We start from the raw sequence: 14,535 nt of genomic DNA on the forward strand, positions 1-14,535 counted from the left end.
ACAATTTCTTTAAATACATTATCAATATGTTAAACCTTTTGCTCGATCTTTCTGTCTCAAAGTAGTGGAATTATTCACATTGAAAGAGTAATTAATTCTATTTAAAAAATTTATAAATTTGTGGAGAAAATTATGCAGCGCAATATAATCATCATAACAATTCTTCTGCTAACTTCTTTAAGTGTCTCGAATGCCCAATTCCGTTTTAAGCCTGAAGACAGGTTAAAAGATTTAGTTGAAAAATTAAAATTGGACAAAGATCAAACAACCAAAGTTGAAATCGTTCTGAAAAAAGCTGGCGATCAACTGAATAATCTTTCTGATGATAGGACTGAAAGACGAGAAAAAGTAAGATCAATAATGGATGAATCTAATAAAGAAATTGAAAAAATCTTAAATAAAAATCAAAAGAAAGAATTTCAAAAAATGTTGGAAGAAAGAAAGAAACGTATGTCTGAAAACAGACGCAGACAGAATTAATAAATTCTTTTATCACCAATTTTTAGTTTTATATTAATGGTAGACACAATGAGAAAAAAAATATTTATTCTTGCTCCAGTTGCTATTATGACTGCTTTAGTCATTTACTTTTTCTTTTTTAAAGGAGAAGATAAGAAAGATAAATTCACGTTTGCAGATATTACCCGTGGAGATTTAAACACAACAATTACATCTTCCGGAACTTTAGATGCAATAAAAAAAGTAGATGTCGGAACTCAAGTTTCTGGAATACTTGCTAAAATTTATGTCGATTTTAATTATGAAGTGAAAAAAGGTCAGATGCTGGCGCTTATTGATACAACTTTTTTAGCAGCGCAAGTTAGAGATTCCAAGGCAGGTTTAGAAAGAGCTCAAGCCCAATACGAATCATCATTTGCAAAACATAAAAGAAATAAACAATTATTTGAAAAAGGATATCTTTCCGAACTTGATTTTATCAATTCAAAAACTGCATTAAAAAGTGATTCTGCTTCCCTAAACTCCGCTGCATCCGCATTAGAAAGAGCAAAGACAAACTTAAGCTACGCTTTTATTGTTGCACCAATGAGCGGTAAAATAATTAATCGGAATGTTGAACAGGGGCAAACAGTTGCGGCAAGTTTTTCAACCCCAACTCTTTTTACTATTACGGATGATTTAGCACAGATGAAAATTTTAGCAACTGTTGATGAAAGTGATATTGGGCAGATAAAGCTTAGGCAGGATGTTCAGTTCACGGTTCAATCTTACCCTGATAAAAAATTCACTGGTAAAGTAGTTCAGGTTCGTTTGAATCCTCAGGTTATTCAGAACGTTGTTAATTATACCATAGTTGTTAATGCTGATAATAGTGAAAAATTACTTTTACCTGGGATGACAGCAACTGTTGAGTTTTTTATTGAACAAAAAAAAGATGTATTGCTTATTCCCAACTCTGCGCTCAGATTCCAACCCAATGAAGATTTGCTGGCTGAATTTAAGAAAAACCTGGAAAAGGAAATGGCAAACGCACCGGATAGTATTAAGAATAGATTTAAAAATAGAGAAGGTGGAGGAAGTGGTAATTCTTCTGGAAGAGGTTTTGGAAATTCTTCCAACAGAACAAGAAATTTTGGCAGCGTATGGTACTTGGATGAAACTGGTAAGTTAAAAACAAGCCGTGTTGTTCTTGGGGTAACTGATGGAAAAAATACAGAGATAGTTAGAGGAAGAAATTTAAAGGAAGGAATGAAAGTAATATCTGGCATCGTAGAAAATAATACTCAAGTGCAAAATAACAAAACAAATATTTTGAATCCTCAAAGTAATATGCCGCGTAGTCCAAGACGTGGATTCTAAATAAATAGATAGGATAAAAATTGAACCAGTTTGTAATAGAATTAAATAATCTTTCTAAAACATATAAAGTTGGTGAAATTGAAGTTCATGCTTTGAAATCAGTTAATTTAAAAATTGAAAAAGGAGAGTTTGTTGCAATAATGGGTGCGTCTGGATCAGGTAAATCTACTATGTTAAATCTTTTAGGTTGTCTTGATCAACCAACTTCCGGTGATTATTTATTGGATGGTATAAACACAAGCAAACTTTCTAAGAACGAATATGCAAAAATTAGAAATGAAAAGATTGGATTTGTATTTCAAGGTTATAACCTACTTGCCAGAACATCAGCATTGGAAAATGTAGAATTGCCATTGATGTACGATAGAGGACGTCGAATATTGGATCCAAAAAAGAAAGCGATTGAAGTGTTGGAACGGGTTGGATTGGCAGATAGAATTCTTCACGAACCAAATCAACTTTCTGGCGGACAGCAGCAGAGAGTTGCAATTGCAAGATCACTTGTAAATGAACCATCACTAATTTTAGCTGATGAACCAACAGGTAACCTGGATAGTGTTATGTCGGTGGATGTCTTTGATCTTTTTCAAAAATTGAATGATGAAGGAATTACTGTTGTACTTGTTACGCACGAAAGAGATTTTGCAAATTTTGCTAAAAGAATTATTGAACTAAAAGACGGTAAAATTATAAAAGACTTTTTAATTAAAGATAGACTTATTGCCTCCGAAGAATTACTAAAACTTAAACAAGAAGCTGTTGAATAAATCTGAATGGAATTAAAATGCAAACAAAAAATATTTTCAAAGTTGCAATAAAAAGTATTCTTAAAGCGCGAATGAGAAGTTTATTAACAGCTTTAGGTATAATTATAGGTGTTGCAGCAGTAATAGTTATGGTTGCAATTGGAGATGGCGCACAAATGCAGGTTGAGCAGCAAATAGCAGCGCTTGGTTCAAATTTATTAGTGATTTTCCCTGGTTCAAGCAGCTCTGGTGGAATTAGTAGAGGTGCGGGAAGTATTAACAGGTTTACGATGGAAGATGTAAATAAAATAAATGCAAATGCTTCTCTTATTAAGGCAGTATCCCCCGTTGTAAGAGCTGGTGGACAGGTGATTGGTGGAACTGGTAATTGGAGCACGCAAACACAAGGTGTTGCACCCAATTATTTAGAAATAAGAGATTGGCAGTTGGCGTCCGGAGAATTCTTTACCGACAAAGACGTGATGGCGCGGGCTAAAGTAGCTGTTCTTGGACAAACAGTTGTTCAGAATTTATTTCCAAATACTGATCCTATTGGTCAGCAAATAAGAATTCGAAATGTTCCATTCAAAGTAATTGGCGTATTATCAGCTAAAGGACAAGGTGCGATGGGCAATGATAATGATGATGTTATTTTAGCGCCTTCTTCAACTGTATTGGATAGATTAACTGGTGGAAGATATATTACCTACATACAAGCCAGTGCTGCATCAACTCAACAAATCCAGGAAGCTCAGGATGAAATTACAAATATTATGCGGGAAGCTCATCGCCTAAATCCTGGCGATGAAAATGATTTTACAGTTAGAAACCAGGCAGACATAACTGAAGCAGCAACTGCAACTTCCAAAGTTTTAACAATTCTTCTGGCATCGGTAGCTGGCGTTTCACTTATTGTTGGTGGAATAGGAATTATGAATATTATGCTGGTTTCTGTAACTGAGCGAACCAGGGAAATTGGAATAAGATTATCTGTGGGAGCAAGAACGACTGATATTATGGTTCAATTTTTAACCGAAGCAGTTGTATTGAGTTTGTCTGGTGGAATAATTGGGGTAATTATAGCATTCGGAGTGACGTATATATTAAATAATTATTCCAGCCAGGCTGCATACATTCGACCTGAAATTATCTTACTGGCGTTTGGGTTTGCCGGAGCAATAGGAATTTTCTTTGGGTTCTATCCAGCAAAGAAAGCTGCAAACTTAAATCCAATTGATGCATTAAGATATGAATAGTCCATCCTTGGAACGGAATGAAAATTTTCCACAATAATAAATAACTCTTAGGTGAGATTGAAAATGAGATATTATAAGTTTTATTTTATAGCAGCTTCCTTGATAATTTCATTTAACAATATTGTTGCACAAAAAAAACTAAGTTTAGATGAAGCAATAACCATCGCACTAAATAGAAATACAAATGCGGTTAAAAGTGAAAATAATTTAAAAAGCACTGAAGCCAGTTTAAAGACAGCTTATGGTGATTTTCTTCCAACCTTAAACGTAAATACTGGCTGGGGCTGGCAAAGAGTTAGTGATGATGGTGGTAAAACTCAAATAGATTATTTTGGAAATGCACAAGTAATTGGTCCATCGCAAACAGATTCAAGAAGTTTTTCTTTTGGGATGAATGGTAATGTTACATTATTCGATGGATTAGCAAACATCTTAACTGTTAACCAAAGAAAAAATAATTTAGCAGCAGCCAGGTTCGACTTAGATAAACTGAAACAGGATATAATTCTTCAAACAATAAATTATTATGTTGCTATTGTTAACGGTGAGAAACTTCTAAAATTTCAGGAAGAAGACTTGAAATACAATAATTCAATGTTGGATAAAATAAAGGAAATGTTCGACTTGAAAATGATAACAATTTCTGATGTGTATTCACAAGAAGTGCAGGCTGCCAATTCGGAATTAGTTTACTTACAAACAAAAAATAATTATGAAAAATCAAAGATTAGTCTTCTTAATTATTTATCGATGGATGTTGCTGAAAATTATTCCTTCGAACTAAACGGCACAAAACTTTTGGATACGTTAGATATCGATCGTGATTTGGACAATTTATATAAAGAAGCAATCGCAAGTAGAAATGATTATCAAAGCCAAATACTTAAACTTAAAAGTTCGCAATACCAGCTCTCTATTTCCAAAGGAGATTTATTACCACAACTGAATGGAAATTATGGATTCTCAACTAATGCAATTCAACCTGGTGATTTATTTAGTAGAAGAGTTTATAGCGTTGGTCTCTCTTTAAGTCTTCCAATTTTTTCTCACTGGAGCACGGATTATTCTATACAACTTGCAAAGGTACAAATTGAAAATAGCCAGGAAGATTTGTCTGCCCTGGAAAGACAGATTAAAAGTGAAGTTAAAAATTCTATCCTCGATTTGCAGACTGCCAAAAAGCAATTGGACGTTTCTGATAAAGCTGTTAAATCGGCAGAAGCAAATTGGATAATAAAAAAAGAAGCTTATACTTTGGGCTCAGCAACTTATATTGATTTGCAACAGATCTATAGAGATTATTTGCAGGCACAGAACAATAAAATCAACCAGGAACAAAATTATTTAATTAAACAGTTTACACTAAAAAATGCGTTGGGAAAATTAACTACAAACTAAAATTAAAGTTAGCCCAGCACTGTCGTTAGGAATATTCATTTAATGGAATGAACTGCCGCCAGCTAAACAGATTTGTATTGGACCACAGTCATTCAAACCAGTTTTGTCGCTTGATAGCTATAGATAGTTTCAGTATACGTTCATTCCCATTTTTCGTGTTGAACATCCCGTCAAATACCCGTTGATTATCTCCTTGTCCGAATTTCTTAAAATATCTTTGGAAGGATTTATTCCCTGCCATTTGTTTCCATCCAAATATTTTCTGCATCACTTTATCCATTCTTGTTACTACTAAATGTTCAAATCGGCTCGGTCTGTTCCATATGCTTACCCAAAAATTGTTTATCAAATGTACCGGATTATATCCTCGGTTTGATTTCTGTTGTGGTAATGAGAGCCGTTCTAATAATTCATTTATTTTGTCTTCTCTATCATCTGTTTCATTAATACCATTCCACCCCACGGCGTTATCTCTTTTTCGGTAAACTCGATTTCAAGAAATCATTCTGTTACTGGAATAAATTTATTCCCTGGGATGGAAATGAACCAACTATTAAAAGAAATTAAATTTCAAACTGAAAAAACGTACAGAAGTTGAAGGAAGAGGAAATGAAATTACTCCATTTCAGATTTACTATTTTGCAATAACTCTGGCAAGGTGTGTACGTTACGTGTTAAGAATTAATTTAGGAGAAAAGAGTCCGCCGGATATTTCCCCCGACAAGCTGCTGTTTATTAAACACGAAATTTTTCCAGTAACCTGCTACGATACTCTGGTTTTTCGCAATGACTTTTAAATGAATTTTGTGGCAGCCTCTGTTTTGTTTTTAGGTTGCAGCAATACCTTCATATTTATCGCTTTAAAGTTATTTCAGCAACATCAATTTCCTGATAGAAGAAAATTTATTGCCTCCTTCCACAGCTTCAGCCTTCATCTGTGCAATGTAAATGCCACTGGAAAGATCATTCGCATTCCACAAAACTTGTTTGTAACCGGCAGATTCTTCTTTGTCTATAAGTGTGGTTATTAACTGTCCAAGCATATTAAAAATTTCTATTTTTACTCTACTATTATAAGGCAAAACGTATTCAATTGTTGTTGTTGGATTAAACGGGTTGGGATAATTTTGAAATAGATAAAAAGTTTCCGGTGTTGTTGTTTTACTGTCTGTACCTGTAGCAGTATTTTTAACGCATCGGATAGAGTATTTCATAATCTTATACCAGTTATAAGTATATGATGCAGCATTATTATATGCTAAATATCTCTCCTTGGCTGTTGTCTTATTGATATTTGTTGAAGTCCAGAATACAGCATACTCGTTCAATAATTGGAATTTTTTCAAATCATTACTATCATATTCTCCAGCCGCTAATGCAGAGAATCCACTGCTGTTAGTTGCACCAGCATTCGGAGATTTCCATCCTGTTGTGCTTTTCATTTTTCCACCTGCAACAGAAACCCCACCAAGAAATAGTTCCAATTCCTTCCAATCTTTATCTGATGGAACATGCCATTCGCAGGGACATAATCCCTGTGAATTTTCAACTGTTGCGTTTTTCATTGCTGCATTCCAGGTATAAAGAAGACCATAAACTCCGGCAAGGCTATCGCTATTATTATATGCTGTAACATCCAGAATTAGAGTTCCATCAGAATAGTGAAGTGACTTAAGATTTTCTTTCATCCAAAGCTGGTTTCCAATTTGAACAATGCCATAGACATTTCCATCATAATCTCTAACAGTATCATTTTTAGTTAATTTGTTTTCGAATAGTTCTGCACGTACAGACATTGTTTCATCAAATTTGTCCGCTATTAAATGCTCAGTAAATTCCATCTGAGCTGATATTTGTGCAAAAGTAAAAAGATATGCTAATAATACTGCAATAAAGAAATTCTTATTCATTACTTCTCCTGCTTAATTAATTATTTTCTGTTGCAAATGTATATGTTACGTGCAAAGAAATCATAGATTTTCGTCAGAAACCCCTTTTACCAAATGATATCAAAGTATAATAGATACAAAATCCTTTCGTCGGTTAAAGATTGTTGTATAGGTGGTTTAATTTGCAGTTGGTCTATATATCAGGAATAATTTATTCTGAAAGTGTTTATTTTTACAAAATACATTTTCCGGATAGAATTAAATAACAGGAGTGGATAATTATTAATAATAGCTTGCTCTTATAGAATTTTATTATAATGTTTTGCAAGTAAATTCCTCAGAAAGATATATTAACATGATGTTTACTTTTGAAAAATTAAATAAGAACCGTATACTGTTGCACATACTTTTCTGGATTGGTTATGTAGCCCTCTTCACTTTCCAGTATGGTTATTCAACAAAAGATTATCTTGTTACGTTATATGGATATTGTATTTACCTGCCGGTGCTGATTCTTGCTGTTTATTCAAATCTCTATTTTATAATTCCAAAATATCTCCTTGAAAAAAGATACTTGTTATTTTATATTTTTCTTTTTATTAGTGCTGCAATCTTTACTTTGCTTCAAAGGGCTGCGGCATATTTTATAATTGCCCCACTTCTTTATCCGCCACAGGTAATGGCAAGCTATATAAAATTTGGATTTTTTTACCCTTACTATTTAACAACGCAGTTGATAGCAATCTATTCAGTTGTTATTGTTGCAGCTTTTATTAAGCTGTTTAAAAACTGGCTTGATAAAGAAAGGACTGCTCAACAGCTTTCAAAAGAGAAAGTTGAAACTGAACTTATGTTTCTTAAATCCCAGATTCATCCGCATTTTCTATTTAATGTTCTTAATGCTATCTATGCTTTAACTCTTAAGAAATCAGACCTTGCCCCGGAGATGGTGCTTAAATTATCCTCTCTTCTTGATTACATGATTTACGAGTGTAACACGGAATGTGTTCCGCTTTGCAAGGAAATTAAAATTATAAATGATTATATAGAGCTTGAGAAAATCAGGTATGGATATAAAGTCAAAGTCCAGTTTAAAATAACAGGTACTACAAATGGAATATATATTGCGCCATTAATACTTTTTCCCCTTATAGAAAATTGTTTTAAACATGGAATCAATAATGAAATTAATAATTCCTGGATAGATATAAACATGAATGCTTCAGAAGATAAGCTTATCTTTATGGTGGAGAACAGCAGTTCCTGCACGTTGAAAAATGAAACAGGAGACGGTGAAACCGGGATTGGTTTGAATAATGTTAAGCGAAGGCTGGATTTACTTTATTACAATAAACATCAGTTCAGGATAGAAAAAAAGGAAAATAGTTTTGCCATCAATCTGGAAATAATATTTAACCGAAAATAAAATGACAAATTGTATAATTGTAGAAGATGAACCGCTTGCCACGGAAATAATTGAAGGATACCTTAAGAATTTTTTTGATGTTTTTCTTCTTGGCAAATTTGAAAATTCAATTACAGCTTTTGATTTTCTTAAAAAGAAAAACGTTGACCTGATGTTTCTGGATATAAGAATGCCACAGGTTAGCGGAATTGACCTTCTGAAAATATTAAGCCATCCTCCAAAAGTTATTATAACTACAGCTTATCGCGATTTTGCTCTTGAGGGATATGAACTGGATGTTGTTGATTATCTCTTGAAGCCAATATCACTTGAGAGATTTTTGAAAGCGATGGATAAATTTTATAAGTCTACTGAAGCTCATGTGAACGATAGTTTAATTCTGCAGAAACCTGCTGATGAAAATTTTATTTACGTTAAAGCTGAAAGAAAAATAATTAAGATTTATCTGAAGGAAATTTATTTTATTGAAAGCCTGAAAGATTACACAATTTTACATCTTAAGAATAAGAAAGTAATTACACATCAGCAGATAAGCCAACTTGAAGAACAACTTACCTGCAAAGGATTTATCCGCATCCATCGTTCATACATTGTTTCTGTTTCCAAAATTGAAGCGGTAACTTCAGCATCAATTGAAATTCATGGTAAAGAACTACCAATTGGACGGAACTACAAAAACGAAGTGTTAAAGACATTAAATCTTGGTAAGATTATTACCAAATAGGATAATTGGAGACCTGGCAGATACTAAACTAAACAGGTCTGAAAAATTATCTTGCAGGTAAACATAACAATTACCTGCAAGATGGATAAGTTTTTATTTTAGTAAGAGAAGTTTTTTCGTAGAAGATAATTTATTGCCTCCTTCCACAGCTTCAGCATTTATTCGCATAATGTAAATGCCGCTGGAAAGATCATTCGCATTCCACAAAACTTGTTTGTATCCGGCAGATTCTTCTTTGTCTATCAGTGTGGTTATTAACTGTCCAAGCATATTAAAAATTTCTACTTTTACTCTGCTGTTATAAGACAAAGAATATTCAATTGTTGTCGTTGGATTAAACGGATTGGGATAATTCTGCATAAGTTCAAATTTTTCTGGCGTATTTGCTAATGATATTTCTACAACATCAGAATATTTGAATTGTCCGTCATTATCTATTTGTTTTAAGCGATATTTGAGAGTAAGATTATGAGCAAGATTAAGAGTAAGAGCAAGATCATCTGTAAAGGAATATTCCTTCGGTGAGTTGCTGTTGCCGGCACCTGTAACAAATCCAATCTTTTCCCAGCCACCTTCTTTTCCACCTAAGGAGGAATTACAAGTCCCTTCCTTTTGAAGGGATTGGGAAAGACTTCTTTCTATTTCAAATCCATAATTGTTCACTTCGGTAGCTGTCTGCCAATTTAATAATACAGAAGAACCGTTTATGCTAGCGTTAAATTTGGTCAATTCTACCGGCAAAGGATCGACGTTCAGTTTATATTCATACGCCCCCATATCTATTATGCCGGTGGCGCCGGTGAGCTTATTCAGTTTTCTTGGGTAGCTGGAACCACGAATATCATAATCTTGCGAATTATAAGAATCATCTCCTACATCTGTACAAGGTGAAATTCCTATAATAGAAAGCGGGTGCGCTGAATTTGCCGATGAACCCACAAACTGAGGGTCGGAAGTAATGTTGTCGTTTGTAGTGTTAAATGTACCACTAAGTTGAATATCCCCGGACTCAGTTGCATAGCATGAGTGATTCAGTGTGGTTGTGCCACCACCAGAGAGATATATTTCATCACCATCAGTTCCAGCTTCATTACCCCAAATAATACAATTATTGAAGATAGTGTTGTTTGGAGAAGTAGATACATTTACAATTCCGCCGCCATTAGCAGTAGCTGTATTAGATGAGAAAGTGCAATTGGTGAGAGTTGGATAAGAGTAACTATTATACAATCCACCGGCATTAGCAGCGGTATTCGATAAGAATGTGCAATTGGTGAGAGATGGAGAACAATAATCACTATACATTCCACCACCACCCTGACCAGCAGAATTCGATGAGAATCTGCAACTGATGAGGGTTACATAAGAATTATAGTAATTATATATACCACCACCGTAATAAGCCGCATTCGATGTGAATGTACAACTAGTTAGGGTTGGAGAAGAATTAGTATAATTACACATTCCGCCGCCATAATAAGAACTAGCAGTGGCAGTATTCGATGTGAATGTACAACTAGTTAGGGTTGGAGAAGAATATTGGTAATTATACATTCCGCCACCATGCATTGTAGCCGTATTCGATGAGAATATGCAGTTGGTTAGGCTGGGGGCAGAAAAAGAAGAAGAAGAAGAAGAAGAATTATACATTCCGGCTCCGTAGGTAGCCCAATTTGATGTGAATGTACAATTGGTAATGGTTGGAGAACATGCCCCATCATTAAACATTCCGCCGCCCTGGTTATGTGGCGCGGAACCATCATTTGCATTTCCGCCTTGAATAGTAAAGCCATCCAACATGGCAGAACTTGTTAAATCCGAACTGGTTGGATGGTAGAACACATGGTAGCAGTTGTCTGAGATGTTGCCCTCGGTACCAATATCGCCACTCAAAATGGTTTCGTTTGTCCCTCCGACGCCATAGTTGGTTCGCTCGCTTACGTCAGTTTCTGTTCCGGCAAAGCCGCCGTAAATGGCAACGTTGGGCTGCATACGGAAATGGTAGTAGCGTGCAGTAAAGTATAAATCATAATAGGAGCTTGGCTTATAAGTTCCCTTTGCCACCCAAATTTTGTCGCCAGAGCTTGCGGCAGTAAGAGCCGCTTGTAATCCTTCGTGAGCATTATCCCAACTTGAACCATTTTTTGAACCTGCACCGGTGGTAGTTACATGATGGACATCTGCCAGTACATTTACACCGGTTACTATAACCAGTACGAAAAGTGTTGTGATTAGCCTTTTCATAATGTTGCTCCTTGGTTTGTTTTTTATGGATTGTTGATTACATTTTTTGTTTACTCGTTCTCCGTCCGTTCCCTTCGTAGACTGAATTTGAACGTGGGAATACGTATCTGTCTTTGTCGTTATATCTGCCCAAAATGATGTTTTTCATATTCGTGTTGCCTCATAATACAGGGAACCAAAAATTATGATAGACTCATAAGCTACCATTCATTTCCACAACTTTTATCTGAAGATTTCCAGACCCATACGATATATACCAATCATCTAGGTAAGACTTCCGATTTCTTTCTTATATTATACTTGGGAAGAAATCGGAAGTCTATCTTTGAAGCAGGAATTACTTCATCAAGACTATTTTAATCGTCTTAATGAAGTTATCTGCTTGCAATCGGCAGAGGTATACACCACTTGGCTGATTGCTTGTATTCCACTGTACTTCGTATCTTCCAGCAGGTTTCTCCTCATCCAGCAATGTTGTCACCTCACTTCCAAGTAAATCATAAACCTTCAATGTTAGCTTACTGGCTTCAGCGAGTGTAAATTTAATTGTTGTTGTTGGGTTAAACGGATTTGGATAGTTCTGGAATAGCGCAAACTTCATCGGCTTATTTATTTCCGCTTCTACAATTTCGGAATACTTAAATGAGCCATCGTAGTCTACTTGTTTAAAACGGTATTGGTTAATTCCACATTCAGGTTCTTTGTCTACAAACTCATAATGCGCTGGAATTGTGCTGTTTCCTTTGCCATTTACAAAACCAATCTTTGTCCAATCTTTAGTAATCATAAATGATCTGCGTTCAATCTGAAATCCGAAATTGTTAATTTCAGTCGCCGTATTCCATTTAAGTTTAACATGGTTATCTATCACTTCAGCATTAAAGGAAGTAAGTTCTACAGGAACCGGAATTGAATTTACATGCCAGGCATGAATAAGAAGTCTTCCGTCCGACTCTCTGAAAAACTCAGTCACATACAAAATTTGATTTTGCAAATCATAGCTGGCGGAAAAAATTTCGTGTGCTTCTCCATAAAAAATATTTTTACTAATTCTTAAAGCTGCATAGGGCTGTGGTTCATAAGGCTGCATTGTTCCCGATGCAACTTTAGCAAGGTCTGCCGGATTATAAAAGATTATCATCGGCTGAAGGTTATGCCCTCGCCAGCCTTTACCGTCCGGATCCGTGGTATAATAATCCGGATAAGGAGTATCGGCAATAACCCAATCGTGCAGCATCCTTTCTCCGGTATAACCGTACCAATTATTGCCCAACGCTTTATTTCCAATAATGGCAATGGAGTTTTGACCGGATGATGAAATCCACAATGCCTCTCTCCAAGTATCGCTGTGTTTATATCCATCAATTGAATTTGGGAAATTGTAATTGTCCGTTCCTTCTACGGGACCGTACTGTAAAAGAGTAGTAATATCTAATTGGCTATCAGGCACAGGAGGAGTTCCGCCAACCTTTGCAAATGCATACATTGTTGGTCCTAATCCGCTTAATCCACCATCGCGGCTTCTACCAACTACAAGATTTCGTCCTGAAGTATTAGTTTGCGCCCATGAATCCGGTGTTGAAAACAACCAATCGTTTATGGTAGCATCATTTGGTGGAGATGATGGTGAACCAACATACCAGGGTCCATACTTTGCAGAGCCGGAAAGATTACCGGCATCGCAGCAGCTAATTGATGAATGCTTTTCTCCAGTTACAGTATAATGAATGCTCCAGGAACTGTACAGCCTTGATTCATCCGGAATGTATTCTAAACCGGTTCTCCATATATCAATAAACGTCCAGTTATTTATATTTGGTGGTCTAATGTTTACAGGCGTTTGAATTATTACTGCTAAAGGCAAATCATCAATATTTTTACTTGCGGATATAACCGGGGCTGGTATGCTAAGTTCGCCTACCAAACCATTTTCGGGCTGGTTAAGATTTGTTGCAAAGATGGAACCGGGGTAGCCATCAGCAGCGCCGTTGCCGGATTGCCCGCCATCTCCATTTGGGTTATATTCAATTGCTTCACCACCCCAGGCAAAATCATCCGGCAATCTAAATGTTCCAAGATATTGAAAGCCGGCAGGATTGACTAATGTTCCATCACCTTTATATTCCTGCGTTACAGCAGAAGCAGGCGCTGATTGAATGCTTTCATTTCTTACAGCATCCAGAGCCGTAACAGTAAAGCTATACTCTTTGTTAGGCTCTAAGAAAACGCATGTGTAATTGCTGCTTCGGCTGTAACCTTCTATTTGTCCGTTCATATAAATTAAGTATTCAACAACTCCAATATTATCCGTTGGCGCGTCCCAGTTTAGTTGAATTTTAGAATCTGAAATTGTATTTGCTGTTAGTCCTGTTGGTTGATTTGGAGTTAATATATCGGCATTACTAAGTAACTCAATTTTGTCGCACACCAAATATTGTTTTGGATCCGTAGCTCCCCATTCAATTGCAAGGTTTGTATTAACAAGCGAATAAGAACTATCTGTTTTATGTACACCAGCGTTGGTGATGTTAAAAACCGATTTGGCAGATGTGTGGGGTTGAATTTCAGTATATGTATAACGATAGTCAGTAAAGCTTCTCATCGTATACCAATTACCTATGGATGTTCCACCCTCGGGTCGATCTCCGTCTGTAAAACTTATCCGCGCAGTAAAAAAGAATACGTCATCAGAATTATTATACCAGGTAACAACAATCCTTTCTCCAATTTGAAAATTTCTTGCGGTACCTTGGACACCCTGATAATCGCCAAATTCTTCTTCTGTTGGATGAGAAACTAAACCTCCTGGACCAGCAGATGTATAATTTACATTCGGACTTTTTATTAAAGTATTCCATCCGGTTAATCCATATAAATTCCCTGAGGCGTTAGCTCCAAAATCTACCAGAACGATTCCCTGACACAATGGAGTGTTGCTAAGAAAGACCACAGAAAAAATTACAAATAACAATCGCAAGGAGAAATTTCTTATTGGGTAATAAATTTTCAGCATGACGTTTACTCCATATATTTT

At 35.6% G+C, this 14,535-nt stretch carries 11 protein-coding genes; 7 read left to right on the plus strand and 4 right to left on the minus strand.

Annotated elements, in window-relative coordinates; all coding sequences use genetic code 11:
* The first annotated feature begins 132 nt into the window (after positions 1–132).
* The 5 genes from NTX22_00985 to NTX22_01005 all read left to right on the plus strand — a co-directional run bounded on the left by NTX22_00985 (position 133) and on the right by NTX22_01005 (position 5,218).
* The gene (locus NTX22_00985) at positions 133–480 is read left to right on the plus strand and encodes a hypothetical protein (protein MCX6149077.1); all 348 of its coding nucleotides are present in this window, start codon (positions 133–135) and stop codon (positions 478–480) included.
* Between the two features lie 48 nt (positions 481–528).
* Entirely contained in the window at positions 529–1,818 is a 1,290-nt protein-coding gene (locus NTX22_00990) for an efflux RND transporter periplasmic adaptor subunit (protein MCX6149078.1), read from the plus strand.
* Between the two features lie 20 nt (positions 1,819–1,838).
* A complete protein-coding gene (locus tag NTX22_00995) occupies positions 1,839–2,585 on the plus strand; it encodes an ABC transporter ATP-binding protein (GenBank protein ID MCX6149079.1) in 747 nt (248 codons plus the stop codon).
* A 17-nt stretch (positions 2,586–2,602) separates the two neighbouring features.
* Positions 2,603–3,820 carry an ABC transporter permease gene (locus NTX22_01000; protein MCX6149080.1) on the plus strand — a complete coding sequence of 406 codons (1,218 nt, stop codon included), beginning with the start codon at positions 2,603–2,605 and terminating at the stop codon, positions 3,818–3,820.
* Positions 3,821–3,883: 63 nt separating this feature from the next.
* A complete protein-coding gene (locus NTX22_01005; protein MCX6149081.1) occupies positions 3,884–5,218 on the plus strand; it encodes a TolC family protein in 1,335 nt (444 codons plus the stop codon).
* Between the two features lie 88 nt (positions 5,219–5,306).
* Here the strand turns inward: NTX22_01005 and NTX22_01010 are convergent, their stop codons facing one another.
* On the minus strand, positions 5,307–5,681 hold the full coding sequence (locus NTX22_01010) for a hypothetical protein (GenBank protein ID MCX6149082.1): 375 nt from the start codon (positions 5,679–5,681) through the stop codon (positions 5,307–5,309).
* 403 nt (positions 5,682–6,084) lie between these two features.
* Positions 6,085–7,128: a T9SS type A sorting domain-containing protein gene (locus NTX22_01015; protein MCX6149083.1), complete on the minus strand. Its 1,044-nt coding sequence runs from the start codon at positions 7,126–7,128 to the stop codon at positions 6,085–6,087.
* A gap of 334 nt (positions 7,129–7,462) precedes the next feature.
* Between NTX22_01015 and NTX22_01020 the strand changes: the two genes are divergently transcribed.
* Both NTX22_01020 and NTX22_01025 read left to right on the plus strand, forming a co-directional pair.
* Positions 7,463–8,533 carry a histidine kinase gene (locus tag NTX22_01020; protein ID MCX6149084.1) on the plus strand — a complete coding sequence of 357 codons (1,071 nt, stop codon included), beginning with the start codon at positions 7,463–7,465 and terminating at the stop codon, positions 8,531–8,533.
* A 1-nt stretch (position 8,534) separates the two neighbouring features.
* Positions 8,535–9,257, plus strand: coding sequence for a response regulator transcription factor (locus NTX22_01025; protein ID MCX6149085.1), 723 nt, complete (start codon positions 8,535–8,537; stop codon positions 9,255–9,257).
* A gap of 93 nt (positions 9,258–9,350) precedes the next feature.
* On the opposite strand, the gene NTX22_01030 is transcribed toward NTX22_01025, so the two are convergent.
* Positions 9,351–11,501: a right-handed parallel beta-helix repeat-containing protein gene (locus tag NTX22_01030; protein MCX6149086.1), complete on the minus strand. Its 2,151-nt coding sequence runs from the start codon at positions 11,499–11,501 to the stop codon at positions 9,351–9,353.
* A 337-nt stretch (positions 11,502–11,838) separates the two neighbouring features.
* Positions 11,839–14,514, minus strand: coding sequence for a T9SS type A sorting domain-containing protein (locus NTX22_01035; protein ID MCX6149087.1), 2,676 nt, complete (start codon positions 14,512–14,514; stop codon positions 11,839–11,841).
* Positions 14,515–14,535: the final 21 nt, after the last annotated feature.

The organism is Ignavibacteriales bacterium (assembly GCA_026390815.1).
In the GTDB taxonomy this organism is placed as follows: Bacteria; Bacteroidota; Ignavibacteria; order Ignavibacteriales; family SURF-24; genus JAPLFH01.

Excerpts from the sequence above, each read along its gene's own strand:
- NTX22_00985 (MCX6149077.1), top strand. The coding sequence starts at position 133 with ATGCAGCGCAATATAATCATCATAACAATTCTTCTGCTAACTTCTTTA.
- NTX22_00990 (MCX6149078.1), top strand. The coding sequence starts at position 529 with ATGAGAAAAAAAATATTTATTCTTGCTCCAGTTGCTATTATGACTGCT.
- NTX22_01000 (MCX6149080.1), top strand. The coding sequence starts at position 2,603 with ATGCAAACAAAAAATATTTTCAAAGTTGCAATAAAAAGTATTCTTAAA.
- NTX22_01005 (MCX6149081.1), top strand. The coding sequence starts at position 3,884 with ATGAGATATTATAAGTTTTATTTTATAGCAGCTTCCTTGATAATTTCA.
- NTX22_01015 (MCX6149083.1), bottom strand. The coding sequence starts at position 7,128 with ATGAATAAGAATTTCTTTATTGCAGTATTATTAGCATATCTTTTTACT.
- NTX22_01020 (MCX6149084.1), top strand. The coding sequence starts at position 7,463 with ATGATGTTTACTTTTGAAAAATTAAATAAGAACCGTATACTGTTGCAC.
- NTX22_01025 (MCX6149085.1), top strand. The coding sequence starts at position 8,535 with ATGACAAATTGTATAATTGTAGAAGATGAACCGCTTGCCACGGAAATA.
- NTX22_01030 (MCX6149086.1), bottom strand. The coding sequence starts at position 11,501 with ATGAAAAGGCTAATCACAACACTTTTCGTACTGGTTATAGTAACCGGT.
- NTX22_01035 (MCX6149087.1), bottom strand. The coding sequence starts at position 14,514 with ATGCTGAAAATTTATTACCCAATAAGAAATTTCTCCTTGCGATTGTTA.